Below are 23990 nucleotides of genomic sequence, written 5' to 3'. Positions count from 1 at the left end.
GCGGGGGAGGCCGGTAGGGTGCGGGTGTGGCAGACGGACGCGAGCACCGTGAATACCGGATGGAGGAGCTGGCCAAGGAGGCCGGCATCCCCGTACGGACCCTGCGCTTCTACCGGGAACGCGGCCTGATCTCACCGCCCCGCCGCGAAGGCCGCATCGCCTGGTACGACGACCACCACCTGGCCCGGCTGCGCACCATCGCCGGCCTGCTGGAGCGCGGCCACACCCTCACCGGCATCGCCGACCTCGCCCGCACCTTCGAGAGCGGCCGCGACGTCGCCGAGGTGCTGGGCCTGGGCGAACCGACCGAGGAGACCCCGGTCCGGCTCACCCCCGAGCAGCTCGCGGACTACTTCGAGGGCGAGTCCACCCCGGAGAACCTGGCGACCGCCATGGAACTGGGCTACCTCGGCACGGACGGCGACGAGATCGTGCACATCAGCCGCCGTCTCCTGGAGGTGTCCGCCGAGCTCGTACGCGAAGGGGTCCCGCTCGCCGAGGTGCTCGCCTCCGGCCGCCGGGTCCGGGAACACGCGGACGCCCTCGCCGACCTCTTCGTGGCGACCCTGCGCGACCACAGCACGCAGGCCGAACCACCCCAACTGCGCCCGCTGGCCCGCGCGGTGGTGGACGCGGAACTCTCCATGGCCCTGGACCGGCGCCTGCGCCGCGACGCGGAGGCGGCGCAGCCACCGGCGTAGGGCAGCGGCCGGCGCGCGCACGGGGCAGCCGCCGGAGCAGGGCAGCCGCCGACGCACGCACGGGGAACAGGCCACCGTCACAAAGGGGGCAACCGCCCCCCGCACGTACGCACAGGCGGCCCGCTCCTACTGCTCGTACACCACCGTCACCGGCGCGTGGTCGCTCCACCGCTCGCCGTGCGTGGTGGCCCGCTCGACCCACGCCTTCACCGCGCGCTCCGCCAGCCCGGCGGTCGCCACCTGGTAGTCGATGCGCCATCCCGCGTCGTTGTCGAAGGCGCGCCCCCGGTAGGACCACCACGAGTACGGGCCTTCCACGTCCGGGTGCAGGGCGCGCACGACGTCGACGTACGCGGCCTCGCCGAAGACCCGGGTCAGCCACTCCCGCTCCTCGGGGAGGAAGCCGGAGTTCTTCTTGTTGGCCTTCCAGTTCTTGAGGTCCGCCTCCTGGTGGGCGATGTTCCAGTCACCGCAGACCACCACCTCTCGGCCCTCGGCGGCGGCCCGCACCTTCAGCCCCGCGAGGTACGGCAGGAAGGCCGCCATGAAGCGCTCCTTCTCGTCCTGCCTCTCGGTGCCGACCTCGCCGGAGGGCAGGTACAGGCTCGCGACCGTGACACCGGGCAGGTCGATCTCGACGTAGCGGCCGCTCGCGTCGAACTCCTCGCTCCCCGCGTCACCGAAGCCGCCGAACCCGATCTGCACCCGCTCCGGCGCCCGGCGGGAGTACAGCGAGACCCCGGCCCGGCCCTTCGCGGCGGCCGGCGCGTGGACGGTGTGCCACCCGTCGGGCTCACGCACCTCGTCGGGCAGCTGCTGCGGCTCGGCCCGGACCTCCTGGAGGCAGATCACATCGGCTTCGGTCTGCGCCAGCCACTCGACGAAGCCCTTCTTGGCGGCGGCGCGGAGGCCGTTTACATTCACGGAGGTCACAGTCAGCATTCCGGCACGATATCGACATCCCGCATCCGCATACATGTACGATGTCTCGCATGAATATCCAGCCATGCGCCTACGATCACCCCGACGCCGTCAAACTCAACGACAGCGTGCAGCTCGAATACGCCGAGCGCTACGGGGACGAGGGCGACATCACACCGCTGGACGCCACGATGTTCGACCCGCCGCACGGTCTGTACCTGGTCGCCTACGACGCGGCACAACGCCCGGTCGCCACCGGCGGCTGGCGCGCGCAGGAGCACAACGCCGAGGGCTACTCGGACGGTGACGCCGAGCTCAAGCGGATGTACGTGATACCCGAGGAACGCGGCCACGGACTGGCCCGCCGCATCCTGGCCGCCCTGGAGGACGACGCCCGCGCCGCGGGCCGCACCCGCATGGTGCTGGAGACCGGCGACCAGCAGCCCGAGGCGATCGCCCTCTACCTCTCCAGCGGCTACACGCCCTGCGGGAAGTTCGGCCACTACCGGACGTACGACAACAGCCGCTGCTTCGCCAAGCCGCTGCAGGGCTAGGGCCTCTCGTTTGGATCATGCCGGGCTCGCGTGCCCCGGCACCGCACCTCGCGGCGTTGTCGTCGGTCGCCGACGCTCCGCGTCGGCTCCCTCCTCCGCCTTGCGAGGCACAGCACCGGACCCCGCTCCCTTATCCGGCCTGACCCAAACGAAAGACCCTAGGGGCTGTCGAGGAACCCGATCAGGGCGTCGTTGAACGCCTCCGGCCGTTCCAGGTTGGGCATGTGGCCGGCCCCTTCGACCACCACCAGCTCCGCGTCCGGAATCAGCCCGTGCATGGCCTGCGCGTCCGCGACCGGCGTGTATCCGTCGTCCGCCCCGACGACGATCAGTACCGGCACCACGGCCCCGGCGAGCGACTCCCGGTAGTCGGCCCGCTCGGCCCGGCCCCGCAGTGCGGCCGCGGCCCCCTCGGGAGCGGTGGTGCGCATCATCTCCAGCACCTGCGCGGCCACGTCGGGCAGTGCGGTGACGTTGTACGGGGCCATCATCCGGTCGATCACCTCGCGCGCGTAACCGTCCATTCCCTCGGCGAGCAGCCGGTCGGCCAGCCGGTTGCGGAAGGCCTTGCCGTCCTCGGTCTCGGCGACCGGGGAGGTGTCGGCGAGGACCAGGGCCGCGACCCGGTCCGGGTGCGAGCGGTGGAACTCCATGGCGATCTGCCCGCCCATGGACAGCCCGCCGACGACGGCCTGCCCGATGCCGAGGTGGTCCAGCAGCGCGGCGATGTCGTCGGCGAAGTCCAGGAACAGGGTGCGCCCCGGCACGACGTCGCTGTCCCCGTAGCCCCGCAGGTCGGCCGTGATCACCCGATGTCCGGCCGCCACCAGCGCCGCCGCCTGCGGGCGCCACATGCTCCGGTTGAACGGATGGCCGTGGACGAGGACGACGGGCGGCAGACCTCCGGACGGGCCCGAGTCGTCGTACACGAGGGTGACACCGTCCGCCGCCGCGAACTCCCGGCCCGCCCGGGTGTTCATCGGACCCGTCCCACACCCACGTAGAAACCGCTGCGCTCGTTGACCGGCGCCGGACCCTCCCGGTACCACTCGGCGGCGGGAACGAGTCCGGGCTCGACGAGGTCCAGTCCCTCGAAGAACGGCTCCACCTCGCTGCGCGTACGCATCCGCAGCGCGATGGCCCCCTTCTTGTACGCGGTCTCGGTCTCCTGCTTCAGCTCGGGGTGCTGATCGGCGGTGCCGTGCGAAAGGACCAGGTAGCTGCCCGGGGCGAGCGCGTCGACGAGAGTGCGAGTGATTGCGTACGGGTCCTGGTCGTCCGGCAGGAAGTGCATGAGCGCGATCAGGGACAGGGCGATGGGCCGGTCGAAGTCCAGCAGCTTCCGCGCCCGTTCGAGGATCGCCTCCGGCTCCCGCACGTCGGCGTGGAGGTAGTCGGTGGCCCCTTCGGGAGCACTGACCAGCAGTGCCTCCGCGTGGCGCAGCACGATCGGGTCGTTGTCCGCGTACACGATCCGGGCCGCCGGTGTGACTGCCTGGACTATCTGATGCAGGTTGGGTTCGGTGGGGATGCCGGTGCCGATGTCGAGGAACTGGTCGATCCCGCCACGCGCCAGCCAGGCCGAGGCCCGGTGCATGAACGCCCGGTTCCGCGCCGCGTTGCCCCGCGCCTCCTCCGGCAGGGTCTCCGCCACCTGCTGATCGACCGGGTAGTTGTCCTTGCCACCCAGCAACCAGTCGTAGACGCGCGCGGGGTGAGGCTTGCTGGTGTCGATCTGCGGGTGCGGTATGCCGGCCGTCACAGGACGCTCCTCTGTACGGGAAACACTGATGCATGTGAGCGCTCTCAGCGTAGGCGAAGCGTACTCCGGAGCGGATATCCACTTCCGGAACCGGTCGCCACGCCCTGACACCCGGCCAAAGACCGCTGCTCAAAAGGCACTTCACCCCTGCCGACGAGGTGCCGCCGCACATTCCGCACGCGCCACTGAGCCTGCCGGGGCAGGCCGACCCCCTTGCGATGAAGCGCACTTCAACAACCACACTCCCTCCCACGGCCACCGACCGAGGGTGACCGGAACCGGAGGGGAAAGCCATGAAGTACCGCACCATAGGAACGGATCCCGCCACTCGCCGCGAGGTGAGCGTCCTGGCGCTCGGCGCGATGCTCTTCGGGTCGGTGACCGACGAGAAGACCTCGTTCGCCGTCCTCGACCACTACGTGGAGGCCGGTGGCACCTTCATCGACACCTCCGACAACTACGCCTTCTGGGTCGACGGCGGCCTCGGCGGCCAGAGCGAGCGGCTGCTCGGGAAGTGGCGGCGCAGCCGCGGTATCGGTGACGAGATAGTCATCGCCACCAAGCTGGGCGCCGAACCCCTCGCCCCCGGCACCGGCTACGTCGACAACCCGGAGGGCCTGTCGGCGAAGGCGGTCCGGGAGGCCGCCGAGCGCAGCAGGGAGCGGCTCGGGGTGGACAAGCTCGACCTGCTCTACGCGCACATCGAGGACCGGACCGTCCCGCTCCGCGAAACCGTCGAGGCGCTGGGGGAGCTGACGTCGGACGGGACGGTCGGGCTGCTGGGTGCCAGCAACCACGCCGTCTGGCGGCTGGAGCGCGCCCGGGCGCTCGCGGCCGCGGCCGGGGTCCCCGGCTACGAGGTGTTCCAGTACCAGCACAGCTACCTCCGCCCCCGGTCCGACGTCCCCAGCCCGCTCTTCGAGGACGGCAGCCTCGGCCACGCCGGACCCGAACTGCTCAGCTACCTGCGCGCCGAACCGGACCTGACCCTGGTCGCGTACTCGCCGCTCCTGACCGGCGCGTACACGCGTGCCGACAAGCCGCTCCCCCAGGACTTCGACCACCCCGGCACACCCGCCCGCCTCGCGGTACTGCACGAGGTCGCCGCCGAGACCGGCGCCGGCGTCAACCAGGTCGTGCTGGCCTGGCAGATCGGCAGCCGCCTGCCCGTGATCCCGCTGGCCGGCGCGTCGTCGGTGGCCCAGCTGAAGGAGAACCTGGCGGCGGTCGACCTGGAGCTGACGGACGAACAGCGGGCCCGCCTGGACGCCGCGCACTGACCCGGCGCGGGACGAGGGAAAGCGGCCATCGGCGCGGGTGCCGGTCCGGATGTCCCGCGCGCACAGTTCACACCGCAGAACGACACGACGCCGGGTGCAGCCAGGGAAGTTCGTCGCGGTTGAATCGGTCTGTGCCTCGGCCCCCGGCATGCGTCATCGCACCGCGACGCGGACACTTCGGCACCGCAGGAACGCCGTGACGGTGGATGGATCGCGCTGCTGTACGACGCCAAAGAGTCCCTACCGGATTTCCCGGTAGGGACTCTGAGCTGCGGTGTGCGGTGGACCTGGGGAATTTGAACCCCGGACCCCCTCGATGCGAACTATCGGCGTGGCGGTCGCTGAGGGCTGCGAGCCTGTCCATGCGGGGGCTGAGGGGCGAACGGCGAGCTGGAACGCCTGGAAGCACTGACCGGCTCGCCGGTGCGGGATACGCCTCGCTTGCCGACTGAGCCTCGCCCACACCCTGTTGCTGACCGCTACGTCGTCGCTCCGGCGAGCGCGAACTACGGCCGGCAAATCGAGAACTTCCGTGGGCCGTGATCCTGGAGTCTGCACAGCGGGTATCGGCAGACCAGAACGGGCGTCCGGGGTGCTGAACGCCGGTGGCTCCGGCCAACCGGAACGACATCTGCTCCGTAAGCCGGGTCATGTAGGACATAACCGCAGGTCAGCCTGGTTGCCTCTGCGACGACCGTAAGAGACATTGCGGAAACCGCGGCGGCTTCAAATGACCGTGACTGGCCGTTCGGTCCAGCACGTATCTGGCACGCCTGCTCGCAGCTCCTCACCATCGGTTGCAGATGCCTGGACAGGCATGGTGGCGCAGCATTGGTTCAGTGCACCCTGTGGGCGTGCGGTGTCCCAGCGTGGCGGGTCCCTGTCTAGATCGCGGCCACACAAGGGCGGGGGACCTAGTCGTCCAGGTCACGAATCAGAGGCTGCCCTAGCTCGACCAGCTGCGGTGAGGAGTAGATCGTGAGCACTGACCAGCCGAACATCGTGGTGTTCTTCTGGGACAACCTCGGATGGGGTGAGCCAGGGTGCTACGGCGGCGGGGTGTTGCGCGGGGCACCGACACCGCGCATCGACAGGCTGGCCTCCGAAGGATCGAGGCTGCTGAATTTCAACGTCGAAGCACAGTGCACGCCGAGCAGGTCCGCGCTCTTGACCGGCCGGCACCCGATCCGCTCCGGGACGCAGACGGTCCCGCTCACAGGGGGCCCGGACGGCCTGACGCAGTGGGAGATCACGATCGCCCAGGCGCTCTCCGATGCGGGCTATGCGACCGGTATGTGGGGCAAGTGGCACCTGGGCAGTGATCCGGAGAGCCGTAGCCCTGTCGACTTCGGGTTCGACGAGGCGGTGTGGTCACCGCGGACCGCCGACGAGGTGCTGTGGACAACGCAGTCCTACTTCCCCGAAGGCACTGTCACCTCAGCGCCCTACACAGGCGATACCAAAATCCCTCTGGAGCCCGAGCCGATCTACAGACGCAGGAAGGGCGAAGAGCATGAAGTGATCGCCACCTACGACACTCAGTTCCGGGCTGAGTTCGACCGCAAGATCACCGACTGGGCGATCGACTTCATGCACCGCTCTCACGACGAGGGAAAGCCTTTCTACCTGTACCTGCCCTACACCCAGGTACACGTCCCGCCGATTCCCGATCCGGAGTACGCGGGCAAGACGCGGCGGGGGAACTGGGCCGACCTGCTGACCCAGGTGGACGACTTCACCGGCCGGATTCTGGACGCGTGCGAAGCGCTGGGGCTGGCCGACGACACGATCGTGGTGTGGACGTCCGACAACGGACCCGACTCAACGTGGCGGATGCCCGCCAGTGACCCTGATCCGCTTGGCGGCCTGTGGAGCGGATTCGCCGGCCCGTGGCGCGGCTCCCTGTTCACCTCGCTGGAGGGCTCGAACCGGACGCCGTGCATCATCCGCTGGCCGGGCAACGTGGAGCCCGGCACGGTCAGCAACGAACTCGTGCACGAAGTCGATCTGTTCACCACTCTGGTGCTGGCCGGCGGCGGAACTGTCCCGTCTGACCGCCAGATCGACGGGATGGACATGCGCGATTTCCTTCTCGGCCAAAACGACGAATCTGGCCGCGACACCGTCCTGTGCATGCAGGGCAACCGGCTACAGGCGGTGAAGTGGCACCAGTGGAAAGCCCACCTGTTCCAGAACGACGACTTCTACTCCACCTGGGCGCCCTACAACGTACCGGCCCTGTACAACCTCGAATGGGACCCGCGCGAAGAGCACCCTGTCGACTTCCCACATGCCTGGGTGGTGCATCCGATGGCCGCCGCAGCCGGCGCATTCCTGAAGTCTCTGGCGATCGAGCCACCGATCAAACCAGGAACACCCGACCCCTACACCCCACCCGAGCCCGGACAGCTGGTGCCGCACGAGCACTTGCAAATCGGCCCCATCACCCAGTACGTCACGACGCTCCGCCATCCCCATGCCCAAACACCCGACCTGGCACAGCACCAGCCCGAGCACGGGGTCCAGCCCCCGCAAGGCGCATGAGGGAGACCATGCGGGGCGCAGGTGGCCTCGGGGCGGATATCGGCGCAGTCGAAGGAGAACCCGGCCGCCCTCCGAGCGTGGAACCTGACAACGACCGCGCGTCCCGGTGCGGCATGACCCTGGTTCCGGGCGGGGCCTTCAGGATGGGCAGCGCCGACTTCTACCCCGAGGAAGGCCCGGTGGTCACCGCAAGGGTGGACAGCCTTTGGGTTGACGACCATCCGGTCACGAACGACGCGTTCCACCGCTTCGTCGCCGACACCGGGCACGTGACCATCGCGGAGACGACCCCCGATTCACGTGATTTCCCCGGAGCCGACCCCTCGCTGCTGGTGCCCGGCTCGCAGGTGTTCACCCCGACATCAGGACCCGTACCTCTGCACGACTGGACTCAATGGTGGCGCTGGGTGCCGGGCGCCAGCTGGCGCCACCCCGAAGGCCCCGGCTCCACCGTCCACGGCCGGGACCAGCACCCCGTGGTGCACATCGGGCTGGAAGACGCTCAGGCGTACGCCGCATGGGCGGGCAAGCGGCTGCCCACCGAGGCCGAGTGGGAACACGCCGCACGAGGCGGCCTGGACTGCGCAACCTACGCCTGGGGGAAGGACTTCATGCCCAGCGGGCAGATCATGGCCAACACCTGGCACGGCCGCTTCCCCTTCCAGAACACGGCCCCGCACGGCCATACCCGGACCTCCCCAGTGAAGAAGTTCCCGCCCAATGGCTACGGCCTCTACGACGCGACCGGCAACGTCTGGGAACTGACCGCAACACGCTGGACCCCCAACCACTCGGCGGAAGCGCCCGGGCTCGGCGGCCAAGGCACCGCACCCGCCTGTTGCCTGCCACGCACCACCCTGAGCGAGCACGACCAGTTCGTCATCAAAGGCGGCTCACACCTCTGCGCACCCTCCTACTGCCGCCGGTACCGGCCAGCCGCACGCCAGGCGCACGGCCCTCGCGACACCACCAGCCACGTCGGGTTCCGCTGCGTGCAATCAGCCGACCCAGAGCTTTGAGTGCTCCTCCAGACGGATCGACCGCCAGCTGGTGCACGACGAGACCAAGACCGAGGCGTCGTCGGCCACCTTGCCCCTGCCTGAGATCTGCATGACCGCGCTGCGGATCCGCCGGGAGGCTCGGGAGATCGCCAAGAGGGCGGCTGGTGAGCTGTGGGTCGATTCGGACTTCGTGTGCAGTTGCTGTACTCCGCTGCTGTACGACGCCAAAGAGCCCCTACCGGATTTCCCCGGTAGGGGCTCTGAGCTGCGGTGGACCTGTGGGGATTTGAACCCCAGACCCCCTCGATGCGAACGAGGTGCGCTACCAGACTGCGCCACAGGCCCTTGCAACGAGTGAAACTTTAGCACCCTCGACGGGGTGCTCGGAAATCCGTTCCGCGCTGGTCAGCCGAGTCGGTGTCGCAGTGCGGTGCGGGGGTCTCACTCGTTGGCCGCGCGGGGGCGGTCGCCGTCCTCGTACTGGTCGAAGAGGGGGGTCCGGCCCCGGTCGCGGGAGCGGCGGGACTGGTTGGTGCGCTGGCGTGGCGCCGGGTCCACGGGGGTGCCGTGGGGTGCGGGGCCGGCTGGGTGGGTTCGGCGGTGCTGGAGCGGGCCGCGCTCCAGGTCTCCGGGTTGCCGACCTCGACGCCGCCGCCGGCGCGCGGGGCGACCGGGGCGGTGACGTAGGTCGGCAGCGGGACCGGGACCGGCTCCCAGCTGTCGCCCTGGACCCGGCCTCGTTCGCGCTGCTGGTCCACCCACTCCGCGTGGTCCGTCTGCTCGACCAGGGCGCGGCGGCCGGCCTCCTGCGGGGAGAGCGTGGGGGTGGGCTCGGGGCGGGGTGGCGCGCTTCGGGGTCCTCGTCCGGCTCGGCGGGGGCCGTCGCGGCCGGCTGGTGCCTGCGGGGGCGGTTCTCGCGGAGCCGCTGCGCCGCCACCTCGGCCCGGCGCCGGTCCATGGTGAAGGCGAACCTGCGCCGTTCCTGGGCGCGCAGATGCACGATGTACGTGCTCAGCAGCACCGCGGGAACCGCGGGGGCCCAGAGGAAGCGGAGGCCGCCGACCGCCGCGACGATCGCGCCGAGCGTGAAGGCGAGGAAGAGCATGACCGTGGTGCGCCGACGGCGCGCGAGGACCTGGGTGCGCTGCGCACGCCGGGCCCGCTCGGCGTCGATGCCGCCGGGGCGCCGGCGCCGGTCGGATGCGGGGTCGGATGCGCGCTTGGGGGCCGGGCGCTTGCGCGGTGCGCGCTCCGGCGTGGTGCGGTCCGGCGTACGGGCCGGGTCGTGCACCCGGGCCTCGGTGTGCGCCGGAGGCGCGGAGAAGTCCCGGACGTCGACGGAATCCATTCGATCCGTGCTCACGTCCGGCTCGGCGTCGGGCGCCGCCTCATCGTCGGTGCGTTCCTGGAGCCCCTTGGCGTACCGGCGCTCCATCGCCGCCCGTCCGGACAGCAGCCGGATGGCGGTGCTGAAGCGTTCCGTCGGACGGGCTTCGTTGAGCTCGTCCTGCCTGCGGAGCCACATCGGCACCAAGTAGGCGGCCCAGGCCCCGACGATGACTGCGTAGATGAGGCCGCTGCTGCTCACATCTCACACCGTAGAGGGGTTTGCGCGGAGGCATCCGCCAATTGACGCGGTGTGTCGCACGATCCGGCTGATATCACGGACTTTTTTTGTGATTGTTCGGATCAACAGTCGGCGTTTGCGGGGTCTTTAGCAGTCATGCGCCGATCAATTTCGAACATACATCTTATTAGGACGGTGTTCCGGGGCGTTCCGGCCTGGCCCGTCGCCACCTCCGGAGCAGCCCGTCGGGCACCTCCTCGGCCGTGAGCGCGTAGATCAGATGGTCCCGCCATGCGCCGTCGATGTGCAGATAGCGGGGCCGGATCCCCTCCTCGCGGAATCCGAGTTTCTCCACGACCCGCCGGCTGGGCCCGTTCTCCGGGCGAATGCACACCTCGATTCTGTGCAGTCCGACCGCGCGGAAGCAGTGGTCGACGGCGAGGGCGACGGCGGTCGGCATCACCCCGCGGCCCGCCACCTCCTGGTCCACCCAGTAGCCGACATGGCCCGAACACATCGAGCCCCAGGTGACCCCGGCGACGGTCAGCTGACCGACCAGCCGGCCCTGGTACTCGATGGCGAAGGGCAGCATCCGGCCGGCGTTGGCCTCGCCGCGCAGATGACGGATCATCTGCCGGTACGTGGGCCGCTGGGCCACCGGGCCGCCCGGAGCCGGTGGCGGCACGGTCGCCTCCCAGGGGCGCAGCCAGTCCCGGTTGCGCCGGTTGACCTCGCGCCACGCGCTCTGGTCTCGCAGTTTTATCGGCCGGAGGGCGACATCGCCGTCCACCAGGATCACCGGCCAGGTCGGGACGTTCAGCTCGGGCTCCCGGGTCGGGGGTGATCGCCGCCGCGGAGCTGGTCGACGGCGTGCACCAGGAGTCGGGTCAGGACCGCGAGGCCGTCGCGGACGCCGCCGGTGGAACCGGGCAGATTGACGACGACCGTGCGGCCGGCCACACCGGCCAGTCCGCGCGAGAGCGCGGCCGTGGGGACCTTGTCGCGGCCCTCGGCCCGGATCGCCTCGGGGATGCCGGGAATCTCGTGGTCCAGGATGCGGCGGGTCGCCTCGGGGGTGCGGTCGGTGGGCGAGATGCCCGTACCGCCGGTGGTCACGATGACGTCGTACCCGGCGGCCACCCCGGCCCGCAGCGCCTGCTCGACCGGGTCGCCGTCCGGGACTACCTGCGGCCCGTCGACGGTGAAGCCGAGCCCGCTCAGCGCCTCGGCGATCAGCGGACCGCCCTTGTCGGCGTAGACCCCGGCGGCGGCGCGGTTCGACGCGGTCACCACGAGGGCGCGGTAATCGGACGGGGCGGGCGGCGTCTCCGGCGCGGTCATGCGTCCGCCCCGCCGGGCGCGGGGCGCCGGTAGTCGCCGGACTTGCCGCCCGACTTCGCCTCGACCCGGACGTCGGTGATGACCGCGGCCTTGTCGACCGCCTTGATCATGTCGATCACGGTGAGCGCGGCGACCGACACCGCGGTCAGCGCTTCCATCTCCACGCCCGTGCGGTCCGTCGTCTTCACGGTGGCCGTGATCTCCACCGCGTCGTCGGCCACCCTCAGGTCGACCTCGACCCCGGAGACGGCGAGCGGGTGACAGAGGGGGATCAGGTCCGGGGTGCGCTTGGCGCCCATGATCCCGGCGATACGTGCGGTGGCGAGGGCGTCGCCCTTGGGGACACCCTCGCCACGGAGCAGCTCGACGACGCGCGGTGAGACGAGGACCCGGCCGCTGGCGCGGGCGACGCGCGCGGTGACGTCCTTCTCGGAGACGTCGACCATGCGGGCGGCGCCCGCCTCGTCGATATGCGTCAGCCTGTTCTGCGTACTCAACTAACTCCGCCTAGCGGTAGGGCGCCGGTTGCCCCTGTGCTGCACCGGGGTGCAGTCCCGGGGTCCGGGGGGTGTCCCCCGGAAGGCACAGCGGCAGATACCGTACCGCCACCGGGCGTCGGTCAGCGGATCAGGATCACCTCGGTGTCCGCGCCGGGCTCGGCGGAGGTGACGTCCTCGGGCAGCACGATCAGCGCGTCCGCCTGGGCGAGGGCCGCGATCAGATGCGATCCGGAACCGCCGACGGGGGTGACGGTGCCTTCCTGCGCGTCGTACGTGCCGCGCAGGAACTGCCGTTTGCCGGCGGGCGAGGACAGCGCCTTCCCGGTGACCAGCGTGGCCCGGATGCTCGGGCGGTTCACGTCCGGCAGGCCCATCAGGGTGCGGATCGCGGGCCGTACGAACAGTTCGAAGGAGACGTAACTGGACACCGGGTTGCCCGGCAGCGCCAGCAGCGGGGTGTGGTCGGGGCCGATGGAGCCGAAGCCCTGCGGCTTGCCGGGCTGCATGGCCAGCTTGCGGAAGTCGATGCCGCTGCCCGGCTCGTCCTCGTCGCCCACCGAGGACAGGGCCTCCTTGACCACGTCGTACGCGCCGACGCTGACGCCTCCGGTGGTGACGACGATGTCGGCGCGGATCAGCTGGTCCTCGATCGTGGCGCGGAGCGTCTCGGCGTCGTCGGTGACGGCGCCGACCCGGTAGGTGATCGCTCCGGCGTCGCGCGCGGCGGCCGTCAGCGCGAAGCTGTTCGAGTCGTAGATCTGGCCGCCGGTCAGTTCCTCGCCGGGCTGGACCAGTTCGCTGCCGGTCGAGATGACGACGACGCGCGGGCGGGGACGCACCTTCACCGTGGAGCGGCCGATCGCCGCGAGCAGGCCGATCTGCGGGGGTCCGATCACCGAACCCGCGCGCAGCGCCAGGTCTCCCGGACGTACGTCGCTGCCGCGGTCCCGGACGTGGGCGCGGGCCTCGACCGGGCGGTGGACGCGGACCTCACCGCCCGCGCCCTCGGGGGCGTCGCTGTGGGCGCGCATCGTGGCGGCGGGGCCGCCGCCCGTGCCGCCGTCGGTCCACTCGACCGGGATCACCGCCTCCGCACCGGCCGGCAGCGGGGCGCCGGTCATGATGCGGGCGGCCTCGCCCGGTCCCACGCGCTGGTCACCGGAGAGACCGGCGTCGCCCGCCGCGACGTCACCGATGACGGTGAGGACGGCGGGGAACTCCTCGGTGGCGCCCTCCACGTCGGCGACGCGGACCGCGTAGCCGTCCATCGAGCTGTTGTCGAAGGGCGGCAGGGCGATCTCCACCACGACGTCCTCGACCAGGACGCAGCCCTGTGCCTCGGGCAGTTGCAGCTCGATGGGTTCGAGCGGCTTCACCGCGGCGAGGATGTCTTCCAGGTGCTCGTCCACCGACCAGATCGTGCTGCTCAAGGTGCTACATCTCCTCGGTGACGTAACTGCGGAGCCAGGTCCGGAACTCCGGCCCCAGGTCTTCACGTTCGCACGCGAGTCTGACAATGGCACGGAGGTAATCGCTCCGGTCACCGGTGTCATAGCGGCGGCCCTTGAAGACGACGCCGTGCACCGGGCCGCCGATCTTCTCGTCCTCGGCCAGCAGTTGCAGCGCGTCCGTCAGCTGGATCTCGTCGCCGCGGCCCGGCTCGGTCCGGCGCAGTATCTCGAAGACCGCGGGGTCCAGGACGTAGCGGCCGATGATGGCGAGGTTGCTGGGCGCGTCGGCCGGCTCCGGCTTCTCGACCAGGCCGGTGATCCGCATCACATCGCCCTCGGCGGTGGGCTCGACGGCCACGCAGCCGTACTGGTGGATCAGTTCCGGCGGGACCTCCATCAGCGCGATGACGCTGCCGCCCTCACGCTCCTGGATCTCCACCATGCGTGCCAGCAGCGGATCGCGCGGGTCGATCAGGTCGTCGCCGAGCAGCACCGCGAACGGCTGGTCGCCGACGTGCGGCGCCGCGCACAGCACCGCGTGGCCCAGGCCGCGCGGGTCGCCCTGGCGGACGTAGTGCATGGTGGCGAGGTCGCTCGACTCCTGGACCTTGCGCAGCCGTTCGGCGTCACCCTTGCGGGTGAGCGCGGACTCCAGCTCGTAATTGCGGTCGAAGTGGTCCTCCAGGGGACGCTTGTTGCGACCGGTGATCATCAGTACGTCGGAGAGGCCGGCGGCCACCGCCTCCTCGACCACGTACTGGATGGCAGGCTTGTCGACGACAGGCAGCATCTCTTTGGGAGTGGCTTTGGTGGCCGGCAGGAAGCGGGTACCGAGGCCCGCTGCCGGGATGACAGCCTTGCTGATCCTGGGGTTCGACTGAGTCATGCGCTGAACCTTAACCGCCGCCTCTGGGCGGAACATGAGCCTCCGGTTAACTTTGTACTTATATATGCCTGTACGAGAGATCTGTAGGTGCCCCGTTGAACACCGACATGTCCGCAAAGGCGCTGCTGCGGCGTGAACTGAGCGCCGCGCGCCGCCTCCTGACCGCGCAGGACGTCGAGCGGGCCGCCGCCGCCCTGGCCCGCGAAGCGCTCGCGCTCCCCGAGGTCTCCGGAGCCCGTACCGTCGCCGCGTACGTCTCGGTGGGGCGCGAGCCGGGCACGCACGCCCTGCTGGACGCGCTGCGCACGCGCGGCGTACGGGTGCTGCTGCCCGTGCTCCTGGCCGACAACGACCTGGACTGGGCCCCGTACGAGGGCGCCGGACGGCTGCTGCCGGCCGGCCGGGGGCTGCTGGAGCCGGACGGGGAGCGGCTCGGCCCCGAGGCCGTCCTGGGCGCGGACGTGGTGCTGCTGCCGGGCCTCGCGGTGGACGGGCGCGGGATGCGGCTCGGCCGCGGCGGCGGCAGCTACGACCGGGTACTGGCGCGGCTCGCTGCGGCCGGGGCGCACCCGGCGCTGATCGTCCTGCTGTACGGCGACGAGGTGGCCGCGCGGGTCCCGGAGGAACCGCACGACCACCCCGTGGACGCCGTGGTGACACCGGCCGGCTCCCGGCGCTTCAGCCGCGGCTGAACGTCCGGGCGCCCGCCCTACGGTTTCAGGGTCAGCGTGTCGGTCGTCGATCCGGCCACCGCGTTGGTGCCGAAGGACCAGTCGAGCAGCTCACCGTTGACCCACTTGTCCGTCTGGTCGGTGTAGTGCGCGCTGAACGCGTGCCCGGAGGCGCCGGTGAGGTTGATCCAGCGGGACTTGTCCCAGTCCCCCACGTTGACGACCATCCGCATCGACGGCACCCAGACGACCTCGTAGCCGCCGGCCGCGTTCCAGCCGGTGGCGTTCACCGCGGCCTCGCCGCCGCCGAGGTCCCACGGGCCCCGGTTGAGTGCCCGCTGGAGCAGTCCGGGCCCTTCCTTGCCGAGGGTCTGGTTCTTCAGGGTCAGCTGGTGCAGCCGGCCCCAGTTCCAGGTGGTGATGTCCTTGCCGAGCTTGGCCGTCAGCTCCCAGCGGGCGTCCTCCATGGCGCGGGCGAAGAGCTCGTCGCGGTTCTCGGTCGCCGGGTCCTTGCGGCTCCTCGGCGACTTCCACCAGTCGCTGTCCGGCTTGTCCATGAGGTTCGCGACGACCTGGTACCAGCGGTCACCGCCGTCCGGCTGTGCCGAGTCCGGGGCGCGCTGACCGCATTCGCGCACCAGCTTGTCCTGCTCGTCGACCGGGCCGGAGCTGCTGGCCGGCGGGACGTTGAGGCATTCACCCTTGACCCGCATCTCCTTGGGCAGCTTGTCGCCGAAGCCCAGCTTGAGGATGTTGCGCCAGACCGCGTTGAAGTACGCGGCCGCCGCGGAGTCGGCCTCCTGGGTGTAGTCCCAGCCCTCCAGCAGTTTCTGGGCCTCCCGGATGTCCTTGTCCGAGATGTTGATCTTCATCAGTTCGGGCACCAGCAGCGCGGCGATCTCACTGGTGTTGTCCATCTGCATCTTCTGCATGTCATCGGTCGAGATCTTCCCGCCGCCCTTGATCTTCGACTCGATGAGGTCGCTGATCCGCTGGCTGCGGGTGCCGTAGCCCCAGTCCTTGGTGAGCAGGTAGGGGTACTTGTCCTCGTCGATCACGGCCTGGTTGGCGGTGACGATGTAGCCGCGCTTGGGGTCGTACTCGTACGGCAGCTCGTCGAACGGGATCGGGTCCTTCTTCCAGCCGTACGCCGAGGACCAGCCGGGGCTGGGCATCGTGCCGTCGCCGGACCTGCGGACCGGGATCTTCCCCGGCGCCTGGTAGCCGATGTGGCCCTTGGTGTCGGCGTAGATGAGGTTCTGCGAGGGGACCTCGAAGTGCTCGGCCGCCGCACGGAAGGACGTGAAGTCCTTGGCCCGGTTGAGCTCGAAGACCGCGTCCATGGACTTGCCCGGCTCCAGGGCGGTCCACTTCAGCGCCACCGCGTAGCCGTCCGCACGGTCCGGGGCGGCATTGGTGACAGGGGCCTTCTGGCCGACCTTCTCCAGCTCGCTGCTGCGGTCGGAGACCAGCGGACCGTTGTTCGTCTCACGGACGGTGATGTGCCGGTCGCTGCCGCCCGCGACCTTGATGGTCTCCTCGCGGGTGGTGAAGGGCTTCACCCTGCCGTCGTACTGGTAGCCGTCGCCGGAGACCTTCTCCAGGAAGAGGTCGGTGACGTCCGCGCCCAGGTTGGTGAAGCCCCAGGCGACGTCCTGGTTGTGGCCGATGATCACGCCCGGCATGCCGGAGAAGGTGTAGCCGGCGGCGTCGTACTTGCAGGTCGCCGAGACCGTGCGGCAGTGCAGCCCCATCTGGTACCAGAGCGAGGGGAGCTGCGGCGCCAGGTGCGGGTCGTTGGCCAGCAGCGGCTTGTCGGTGGTCGTGTACTTGCCCGAGACCACCCAGGAGTTCGACCCGATGCCGGTGCCGTTCGGGCCGAGCAGCGCGGGGATCTCGTCGAGGGTGTCGGAGAGCGCGCCCAGCTGGGTGTTCAGGCCCTGCGTGGCACCCTGCGCGGTGGACGAGCCGACGCCTTCCGAAGGCGTCGCCTTGGGGTCGTACTTCCCGGTGACCGGGGAGATCGCGCCCTCGCTGACGATCGGCTTGTGCTTGTCGTACGGGTACGGCGGATACAGGTCCTGGATCTGCTTCGAGTCGAGCCTGCTGGTCATCAGCGAACGGTCGATCTCGTCCTGCATGTTGCCGCGCAGGTCCCAGGCCATGGCCTTCAGCCAGGCGACCGAGTCGACCGGGGTCCACTCCGTCGGCTTGTAGTCGTTGGTGAAGCCGAGCGCCGCGTACTCGACGGAGATGTCCTTGCCGTCGCGGCCCTTGAGGTAGGCGTTCACCCCGTCCGCGTACGACTGGAGGTTCTTCTTGGTCTCCGGGGACAGGACGTGGTCGTACTCCTCCTGCGCGACCTTGCGCCAGCCCAGCGTGCGCAGGAAGGAGTCCGTCTCGACCTGGCCGGAGCCGAACATCTCGGAGAGCCGGCCGGCCGTCATGTGACGGCGGACGTCCATCTCCCAGAAGCGGTCCTGCGCCTGGACGAACCCCTGGGCGCGGAACAGGTCGGCGTCGGAGTCCGCGTAGATCTGCGGGATCCCGTTGCCGTCGCGCTTCACCTCGACGTTGCTGTCGAGGCCGGCGAGCTGGGCTGTCCCGCGGGTCTGCGGGTACGAGGCCCGCACGGTGGATACGGACCAGTACGTGCCGTAACCGATACCCGCGACAAGCGCCAGCACCAGGACGATCACGAGCAGGCGGGCGCGCCGCCCCTTCTTCTTGCCGGTCCCGCCACCGGCGGTACCGGTGGAGCCGGAAGAGGCGGTTGTGTTGGCGGGCATCGCTGTCCTTCGAGGGGCAGGGTGGTCCTGGGAGTGCAGGAGCAACCATAGGCGCAGCGTCGGAGCCCCTCTGACGCGGTATCGGGATGACTCGAATTGCGTAGCGATCGCACGAGTACTCGAACGCATCAAGAAAACGTTAAAGATTAGGTAAGGTAACGAAGTACCGGCCGCCGGAACACGATCCGGCAGGCCTTTTCAGGGAAGGACCGGCCACTGACTGTCCACGCGCTCAACGAGCTGCTGCTCGTCTGCTCACTCGTCCTGCTCGTCGCGGTGGCGGCGGTACGCATCTCGTCACGCAGCGGGCTCCCCAGCCTGCTCCTGTACCTCGGCATCGGGATCGCCATAGGGCAGGACGGGATCTTCGACGTCAAGTTCGACAATGCGGAACTGACGCAGGTGATCGGCTACGCGGCCCTCGTGGTCATCCTCGCCGAGGGCGGCCTGGGCACGAAGTGGAAAGAGATCAAACCCGCGCTGCCCGCGGCCGTGATGCTCTCCCTCGTCGGTGTCGCGGTGAGTGTGGGTGTGACAGCGGCCGGGGCGCACTACCTGGTCGGCCTGGAATGGCGGCAGGCGCTGATCATCGGCGCGGTCGTCTCCTCGACGGACGCAGCCGCGGTCTTCTCGGTGCTGCGCAAGGTGCCACTGCCCGCCCGGATCACCGGCGTCCTGGAGGCCGAGTCGGGCTTCAACGACGCCCCCGTGGTCATCCTGGTGGTCGCCTTCTCCACTCAGGGCCCGGTGGACAGTTGGTACCTGCTGGTCGGCGAGATAGCCCTGGAACTGGCGATCGGCGCGGCCGTGGGCATCGCCGTCGGCTGGCTCGGCTCGTACGGACTGCGTCATGTGGCACTGCCCGCCTCCGGCCTCTACCCGATCGCGGTGATGGCGATCGCGGTGTCCGCGTATGCGGCGGGCGCCATGGTCCACGGCAGTGGCTTCCTCGCGGTCTACCTCGCGGCGATGATCCTCGGCAACGCCAAGCTGCCGCACTGGCCCGCCACCCGCGGCTTCGCCGACGGACTCGGCTGGCTGGCCCAGATCGGCATGTTCGTGCTGCTCGGCCTGCTGGTCACCCCGCACGACCTGCTCGACGACTTCTGGCCCGCCGTCGTCGTCGGCCTGGTGCTGACCGTGGTGGCCCGGCCGCTGGAGGTCTTCATCTCGCTGGCGCCGTTCCGGCTGCCCTGGCAGGAGAAGGCCCTGATGTCCTGGGCCGGGCTGCGCGGCGCCGTGCCCATCATCCTGGCGACCATCCCGATGGTGTCCGGCATCGAGGGTTCCACCCGGGTCTTCAACATCGTGTTCGTGCTCGTCATCGTCTACACCCTCATCCAGGGCCCGACCCTGCCCTGGCTCGCGAAGGCCCTCAAGATCGCCGACGACCCGTCCGAGGCCGCCGACCTGGGCATCGAGTCGGCGCCCCTGGAGCGGCTGCGCGGACATCTGCTCTCGGTGGCCATCCCCGGGAAGTCGAAGATGCACGGCGTGGAGGTCGGCGAACTGCGCCTGCCCTCCGGGGCCGCGGTCACTCTGGTCGTACGGGACGGCAAGAGCTTCGTGCCCACGCCGCCCACGGTGCTGCGCCGCGGGGACGAACTCCTGGTCGTGGCCACCGATCCGGTGCGCGACGCGGCGGAGGCACGGCTGCGGGCGGTCGGCGAGGGCGGCAAGCTGGCCGGCTGGCTGGGAGCCGAGGGGCACACCGGCGGCGAAGCCTTCACCGGCCCCCACGTGTCCAATGCCCTCAAGGCGGTGAAGAAGCTCGGCAGGACACCGGAGGAGGCAAAGGCACGGGAGGCCAGGACGCGCCGGGAGAAGTCTCACGAGACAAAGGCCCACCACTGAAAACACACCCGCGTTCCCAGGTTACGGAGGGTGACTTGCGCGGAATCACAGGTACGCAAGAGTCTTTGCCTGTACCATGAAGGAAACCCGCCGACGCTGCGCACAGCTGTGACGCACCCCGGTGCCGCACCGAAGTGCCGCGTCCGGCAACGACTTGATCCACCGCTACTCACTGATTTGATCGACACCAACTCTGCCTGACGCAGAGCTGGCGCGACCGTATGGCGGTCGTGGCGTCCTCCGCCTCTGTTGCGAGCGCCCGGCATCTACCGCAGTCCCGCGCGAAGAGGACAGCTCTCGGCAGCCCCTGACCGGGCCCGCACCCACGTGCCGGCCCGCCCCGCAGGAGCACCGCCACCAGGCAGCAGAAAGGCATGGACCGTGGCGTCCACGGTCTCCGACCGCCCCGGATACGGGCAGTTGCTGCGCACCCCGGGTGCGTGGACCTTCCTCCTGCCGGGCTTCGCCGCACGGCAGCCCTTCGCCATGCTGACCATCGGCATCGTCCTGCTGGTCCAGCACACCACCGGTTCGTACGGCAGCGCGGGCGCGGTAGCGGCCGTGAGCGGCGTCTCCATGGCCCTGTTCGCGCCGCAGACCGGCAAGCTCGCCGACCGCTTCGGCCAGCGGGCGGTGCTGCTGCCCGGTGTCCTGGTGCACGCCGCGTCCGTATCCGCCCTGACGGTGCTGGCCCTCGCGGACGCGCCGATGTGGGCGCTCTTCCTGGCGGCCGTGCCCACCGGCGCATCCATCCCGCAGGTCGGCCCGATGGTGCGGGCCCGCTGGGCGGCCGTGCTGGGCGCGGCACCCGGCCGTGAGGCCTCACCGCTGATGTCGACCGCCGCCGCCTTCGAATCGGTGACGGACGAGTTCACCTTCGTCATCGGACCGGTCATCGCCACCGCGCTGTGCACCTCGGTGCACCCGGCGGCGGGACTGATCGCCGAAGCCGCCCTGACGCTGGTCGGCGGCCTGTTCTTCGCCGCACAGCGCGCCACCCAGCCCGCGGTGCGCGACACCACGTCCACCGGCCCCCAGCGGCACGCCTCCGCCCTGTCCGTACCCGGCGTACGGGTGCTCGCGGTGGCCTTCCTCGGGATCGGCGCGGTCTTCGGCGGCATGCAGGTCTCGCTGACCGCCTTCGCCGAGGAGATCGGCAGCCCCGGCGCGAACGGGCTGCTGTACGGGATCTTCGCGGCCGGCAACATGCTGGCCGGGATCGCCTGCGGAGCCATCGCCTGGAAGACCGGACCGCGGCGCCGGCTCATCGCCGGGTACGCCGCACTCACCCTGACCGCGTCGGGCCTGTGGGCGGTGCACTCCGTACCGCTGCTTGCCGGGCTGGGGCTGCTGGTCGGCCTGTCCATCGCCCCGGCCCTGATCAGCGGCTACACGCTGGTCGAGGCACTGGTGCCGGGCTCCGCCCGGACCGAGGCGTTCACCTGGCTGACGGGCGCGGTCGCCCTCGGGCAGGCGGCGGCCGTGACGGTCGCCGGACGGCTCGCGGACGCCCACGGCGCGAGCACCGGATTCCTGGTGCCGCTGGTGGGTACGGCGCTGGCGCTGGTCACCCTGCTGGCACTGCGATCCCGGCTCCATCCGAGGGCTTCGGGGCGGACCGTGGCACGTGGTGTCCGTCACCGCGGGCCGGTCACGGTGGACTGATCCAGCGGAATACGTCACTATGGAGCGTCGTTAGCACTCATCGAGTCAGAGTGCCAGGAGGAACAAGTGCCGACCTATCAGTACCAGTGCACCGAGTGTGGCGAGGGCCTCGAAGCGGTGCAGAAGTTCACCGATGACGCCCTGACGGTGTGCCCGAACTGCGAAGGACGCCTGAAGAAGGTGTTCTCGGCGGTCGGCATTGTCTTCAAGGGATCCGGTTTCTACCGGAACGACAGCCGCGGTTCCTCGTCGAGCAGCACGCCCGCCCCGGCAGCCGCGAAGACGTCCGGTTCCGGATCGTCGTCCTCGACGGGGTCGGACAGCAAGTCCTCGGCCTCTTCGTCGACGTCCTCGTCCTCGGCGTCCTCCTCTTCGAGTTCCTCGTCGTCCTCATCGTCTTCGTCGAGCGGTACGTCGGCCGCCTGAACCGCCGTCGGCCCACCCGCTCCACCTGGGACCCCGCTGATCCACTCGGCGGGGTCCTCGGCGTTTCCCGCCCCCGATACTGTGACCGCATGGTGAGCGCAGAGAGCGGTACGGCAGAGATCGGTGTCATCGGCGGTTCGGGGCTGTACTCCTTCCTGGAGGACGTCACCGAGGTGCGCGTGGAGACCCCTTACGGAGCGCCCAGCGACTCCGTCTTCCTCGGCGAGATCGGCGGCCGCCGGGTCGCCTTCCTCCCCCGGCACGGACGCGGCCACCACATGCCGCCGCACCGCATCAACTACCGGGCCAACCTGTGGGCGCTGCGCTCGGTCGGCGTGCGCCAGGTGCTCGGCCCGTGCGCGGTGGGCGGGCTCCGCCCGGAGTACGGGCCGGGGACGCTGCTCGTGCCGGACCAGCTCGTGGACCGCACGAAGACCCGCGTCCAGACGTTCTACGACGGCGAGACCAGGGCGGACGGGGTGGCACCGAACGTGGTGCACCTCGGCTTCGCCGACCCCTACTGCCCCGAGGGGCGCAAGGTCGCGATGGCGGCGGCCCGGGGCCGGAACTGGGAGCCGGTGGACGGCGGGACCCTGGTCGTCGTCGAGGGGCCGCGCTTCTCGACCCGGGCGGAGTCGCGCTGGCACGCGGCGATGGGCTGGTCGGTGGTCGGCATGACCGGCCACCCCGAGGCCGTGCTCGCCCGCGAACTGGGCCTCTGCTACACGACGATGACGCTGGTGACCGACCTGGACGCGGGCGCGGAAGCCGGCGAGGGCGTCTCCCACGCCGAAGTCCTGAAGGTGTTCGCGGCCAATGTCGACCGGTTGCGCACGGTCCTCTTCGACGCGGTGACCGCACTGCCCGCAGAGGCGGACCGCGCCTGCCCGTGCGGACACGCGCTGGACGGGATCGACACGGGGATCGAGCTGCCGTAGGGCGGGGCGGGCGCTGTCCTCGGGCGCGGGGCTGTCCTCGGGCGCGGGGCGGGCGTCGGCGCGGACTGCCGGGAGGCGGGGCGGGTGTCGGCGCGGACTGCACGGGAGGCTGGGCGGGCGTCGGCCTCGTGCGGGGCGAGCGTCGGTGCGAGCTGCCGGGAGGCAGGGCGGGGAACGAGTCGGCGTGAGGTGGGGCGGGTGACGACCTCGGGTGGGTGAGGGAGTTATCCACATCGGGTGGGTGAGGGAGTTATCCACATCGGGTGGGCCGTCCACAGGGCTCGGCGGGAATCGCCCGGAGGGTGGATCGTGAGGGTTGTTCGTCCGGAGCTGCTGGGTCCGGGCGTCCGGGCCGGTGGTCCGGGCCAGTGGTCCGGGTCGGTCTTCCGGCTCGTTGGTCCGGTCGGTCTTCCGGTCGCACTCTTCGATTCTCCGACTCCCTCGATTCCCTGAGTTTCCTTACTGCAGGCGGTGTTTGGCATGCGCCCTTCCGGTTTCCCCGTACCTTCTCCCCGGCCCGTTGCTCCTTCCGATTCCGGCTCTCCGCCGGTGTGCGCGCCCCCGCCTGCGCCCTGCGGGGTGCCCGCGTTCCCGCCCCTGCGGGTGCGCGGAGGCAGCGGGCACCGGCTGCGGCGGGCGGTGTGGCGCCAGCGGCGGGCGATGGCCGCGGGGCTGGCGCTGACGGCTGCCGCGCTGGCCGCCTCGGGGCTCGGCGGGAGCGGGGGCGGGGGCGGCGAGGCGGCACACGGGGCATCCGGCGCGTCCGCGGGCTCGGCCGGGACGGCTCCGGAGCAGGCGTCGCCGCCGGCCCGGCTGGTGTCGGCGCCTGTCCGGATCGCGGATGCGGCGACCGTGCGGCTGTTGCGGCCGGGAGATCACGTCGACGTGATCGCGTCCGAGGGGCCCGACACCGAGGCCCGGGTGCTGGCGAAGAACGCGCGGGTGACCCAGGTGCCGCAGGCGTCCGCCGAAGGCTCGCTGGAGCGCGGCGCTCTCATCGTGCTGTCCGTGCCCCGGACCACGGCCGCAACCCTGGCAGGTGCGGGAGTCTCGGCCGGACTCGCGGTGATCCTGTGCTGATTCGTACTGATGAACCACCATGTCACCTGACAACAGCGCTGGATTGGGTCGATTCATCT

General features: G+C 70.4%; 20 protein-coding genes, 1 tRNA gene and 1 pseudogene. 11 read left to right on the top strand and 11 right to left on the bottom strand.

What is annotated here, in order from left to right; all coding sequences use genetic code 11:
* Nucleotides 1-59 precede the first annotated feature (59 nt).
* On the top strand, nt 60-701 hold the full coding sequence (locus LNW71_RS18820) for a MerR family transcriptional regulator (RefSeq protein WP_250972061.1): 642 nt from the start codon (nt 60-62) through the stop codon (nt 699-701).
* Between the two features lie 126 nt (nt 702-827).
* Here LNW71_RS18820 and LNW71_RS18815 read toward each other — a convergent pair whose 3' ends face one another.
* Nucleotides 828-1643: an exodeoxyribonuclease III gene (locus LNW71_RS18815; protein WP_250969298.1), complete on the bottom strand. Its 816-nt coding sequence runs from the start codon at nt 1641-1643 to the stop codon at nt 828-830.
* A gap of 50 nt (nt 1644-1693) precedes the next feature.
* Here LNW71_RS18815 and LNW71_RS18810 point away from each other — a divergent pair, with 50 nt between their 5' ends.
* Nucleotides 1694-2176: a GNAT family N-acetyltransferase gene (locus LNW71_RS18810; RefSeq protein ID WP_250969297.1), complete on the top strand. Its 483-nt coding sequence runs from the start codon at nt 1694-1696 to the stop codon at nt 2174-2176.
* A 158-nt stretch (nt 2177-2334) separates the two neighbouring features.
* Here LNW71_RS18810 and LNW71_RS18805 read toward each other — a convergent pair whose 3' ends face one another.
* Both LNW71_RS18805 and LNW71_RS18800 read right to left on the bottom strand, forming a co-directional pair.
* On the bottom strand, nt 2335-3156 hold the full coding sequence (locus tag LNW71_RS18805) for an alpha/beta fold hydrolase (protein ID WP_250969296.1): 822 nt from the start codon (nt 3154-3156) through the stop codon (nt 2335-2337).
* Complete coding sequence (locus LNW71_RS18800; RefSeq protein ID WP_250969295.1) at nt 3153-3938, bottom strand: SAM-dependent methyltransferase; 786 nt, start codon at nt 3936-3938, stop codon at nt 3153-3155. Before LNW71_RS18800 ends, LNW71_RS18805 begins: the two co-directional genes overlap by 4 nt.
* 293 nt (nt 3939-4231) lie before the next feature.
* On the opposite strand from LNW71_RS18800, the gene LNW71_RS18795 reads away from it, so the two are divergent.
* From LNW71_RS18795 to LNW71_RS18785, 3 genes are all read left to right on the top strand, one after another.
* Nucleotides 4232-5218, top strand: coding sequence for an aldo/keto reductase (locus LNW71_RS18795; RefSeq protein WP_250969294.1), 987 nt, complete (start codon nt 4232-4234; stop codon nt 5216-5218).
* Nucleotides 5219-6196: 978 nt separating this feature from the next.
* On the top strand, nt 6197-7762 hold the full coding sequence (locus tag LNW71_RS36515; protein WP_250969293.1) for a sulfatase-like hydrolase/transferase: 1566 nt from the start codon (nt 6197-6199) through the stop codon (nt 7760-7762).
* Between the two features lie 77 nt (nt 7763-7839).
* A complete protein-coding gene (locus LNW71_RS18785) occupies nt 7840-8781 on the top strand; it encodes a formylglycine-generating enzyme family protein (RefSeq protein WP_250969292.1) in 942 nt (313 codons plus the stop codon).
* Between the two features lie 253 nt (nt 8782-9034).
* Here LNW71_RS18785 and LNW71_RS18780 read toward each other — a convergent pair.
* The 7 genes and pseudogenes from LNW71_RS18780 to galU form a co-directional block, all read right to left on the bottom strand.
* Nucleotides 9035-9108: transfer RNA gene (locus LNW71_RS18780), tRNA-Ala, on the bottom strand.
* 96 nt (nt 9109-9204) lie between these two features.
* Nucleotides 9205-10351, bottom strand: a pseudogene (gene glpR, locus LNW71_RS18775) (gephyrin-like molybdotransferase receptor GlpR).
* 166 nt (nt 10352-10517) lie between these two features.
* Complete coding sequence (locus LNW71_RS18770) at nt 10518-11129, bottom strand: GNAT family N-acetyltransferase (RefSeq protein ID WP_250969291.1); 612 nt, start codon at nt 11127-11129, stop codon at nt 10518-10520.
* A gap of 17 nt (nt 11130-11146) precedes the next feature.
* Nucleotides 11147-11671, bottom strand: a complete 525-nt coding sequence (locus LNW71_RS18765) for a MogA/MoaB family molybdenum cofactor biosynthesis protein (protein WP_250969290.1) — start codon at nt 11669-11671, stop codon at nt 11147-11149.
* Nucleotides 11668-12168: a cyclic pyranopterin monophosphate synthase MoaC gene (gene moaC, locus LNW71_RS18760; RefSeq protein WP_250969289.1), complete on the bottom strand. Its 501-nt coding sequence runs from the start codon at nt 12166-12168 to the stop codon at nt 11668-11670. Before moaC ends, LNW71_RS18765 begins: the two co-directional genes overlap by 4 nt.
* A gap of 122 nt (nt 12169-12290) precedes the next feature.
* Nucleotides 12291-13601, bottom strand: a complete 1311-nt coding sequence (gene glp / locus LNW71_RS18755) for a gephyrin-like molybdotransferase Glp (RefSeq protein ID WP_250969288.1) — start codon at nt 13599-13601, stop codon at nt 12291-12293.
* Nucleotides 13602-13605: 4 nt separating this feature from the next.
* Complete coding sequence (gene galU, locus LNW71_RS18750) at nt 13606-14508, bottom strand: UTP--glucose-1-phosphate uridylyltransferase GalU (RefSeq protein ID WP_250969287.1); 903 nt, start codon at nt 14506-14508, stop codon at nt 13606-13608.
* Between the two features lie 107 nt (nt 14509-14615).
* Here galU and LNW71_RS18745 point away from each other — a divergent pair, with 107 nt between their 5' ends.
* The gene (locus LNW71_RS18745) at nt 14616-15200 is read left to right on the top strand and encodes a 5-formyltetrahydrofolate cyclo-ligase (RefSeq protein WP_250972060.1); all 585 of its coding nucleotides are present in this window, start codon (nt 14616-14618) and stop codon (nt 15198-15200) included.
* A gap of 17 nt (nt 15201-15217) precedes the next feature.
* On the opposite strand, the gene LNW71_RS18740 is transcribed toward LNW71_RS18745, so the two are convergent.
* Nucleotides 15218-17968 (bottom strand): penicillin acylase family protein, encoded by a 2751-nt coding sequence (locus LNW71_RS18740; protein ID WP_250969286.1) that lies wholly within the window; start codon nt 17966-17968, stop codon nt 15218-15220.
* A 276-nt stretch (nt 17969-18244) separates the two neighbouring features.
* On the opposite strand from LNW71_RS18740, the gene LNW71_RS18735 reads away from it, so the two are divergent.
* The 5 genes from LNW71_RS18735 to LNW71_RS18715 all read left to right on the top strand — a co-directional run bounded on the left by LNW71_RS18735 (nt 18245) and on the right by LNW71_RS18715 (nt 23931).
* Nucleotides 18245-19822 (top strand): potassium/proton antiporter, encoded by a 1578-nt coding sequence (locus LNW71_RS18735; RefSeq protein WP_250969285.1) that lies wholly within the window; start codon nt 18245-18247, stop codon nt 19820-19822.
* A gap of 381 nt (nt 19823-20203) precedes the next feature.
* Entirely contained in the window at nt 20204-21487 is a 1284-nt protein-coding gene (locus tag LNW71_RS18730) for an MFS transporter (protein WP_250969284.1), read from the top strand.
* 66 nt (nt 21488-21553) lie between these two features.
* Nucleotides 21554-21913, top strand: coding sequence for an FmdB family zinc ribbon protein (locus LNW71_RS18725; RefSeq protein WP_250969283.1), 360 nt, complete (start codon nt 21554-21556; stop codon nt 21911-21913).
* A gap of 89 nt (nt 21914-22002) precedes the next feature.
* Entirely contained in the window at nt 22003-22851 is an 849-nt protein-coding gene (locus LNW71_RS18720) for an S-methyl-5'-thioadenosine phosphorylase (RefSeq protein WP_250969282.1), read from the top strand.
* 480 nt (nt 22852-23331) lie between these two features.
* Nucleotides 23332-23931, top strand: coding sequence for an RcpC/CpaB family pilus assembly protein (locus LNW71_RS18715; RefSeq protein WP_374119426.1), 600 nt, complete (start codon nt 23332-23334; stop codon nt 23929-23931).
* Nucleotides 23932-23990 lie beyond the last annotated feature (59 nt).

This window comes from Streptomyces sp. RKAG290 (assembly GCF_023701695.1).
Taxonomy (GTDB): domain Bacteria; phylum Actinomycetota; class Actinomycetes; order Streptomycetales; family Streptomycetaceae; genus Streptomyces.
Note: the sequence above shows the minus strand (reverse complement) of the source record. Positions and strands in the feature narration are given on the sequence as shown.

Coding starts and splice junctions, on each gene's coding strand:
- LNW71_RS18820 (WP_250972061.1), top strand. CDS start 60: ATGGAGGAGCTGGCCAAGGAGGCCGGCATCCCCGTACGGACCCTGCGC.
- LNW71_RS18815 (WP_250969298.1), bottom strand. CDS start 1,643: ATGCTGACTGTGACCTCCGTGAATGTAAACGGCCTCCGCGCCGCCGCC.
- LNW71_RS18810 (WP_250969297.1), top strand. CDS start 1,694: ATGAATATCCAGCCATGCGCCTACGATCACCCCGACGCCGTCAAACTC.
- LNW71_RS18805 (WP_250969296.1), bottom strand. CDS start 3,156: ATGAACACCCGGGCGGGCCGGGAGTTCGCGGCGGCGGACGGTGTCACC.
- LNW71_RS18795 (WP_250969294.1), top strand. CDS start 4,232: ATGAAGTACCGCACCATAGGAACGGATCCCGCCACTCGCCGCGAGGTG.
- LNW71_RS18765 (WP_250969290.1), bottom strand. CDS start 11,671: ATGACCGCGCCGGAGACGCCGCCCGCCCCGTCCGATTACCGCGCCCTC.
- galU (WP_250969287.1), bottom strand. CDS start 14,508: ATGACTCAGTCGAACCCCAGGATCAGCAAGGCTGTCATCCCGGCAGCG.
- LNW71_RS18745 (WP_250972060.1), top strand. CDS start 14,616: ATGTCCGCAAAGGCGCTGCTGCGGCGTGAACTGAGCGCCGCGCGCCGC.
- LNW71_RS18740 (WP_250969286.1), bottom strand. CDS start 17,968: ATGCCCGCCAACACAACCGCCTCTTCCGGCTCCACCGGTACCGCCGGT.
- LNW71_RS18720 (WP_250969282.1), top strand. CDS start 22,003: ATGGTGAGCGCAGAGAGCGGTACGGCAGAGATCGGTGTCATCGGCGGT.
- LNW71_RS18715 (WP_374119426.1), top strand. CDS start 23,332: ATGCGCCCTTCCGGTTTCCCCGTACCTTCTCCCCGGCCCGTTGCTCCT.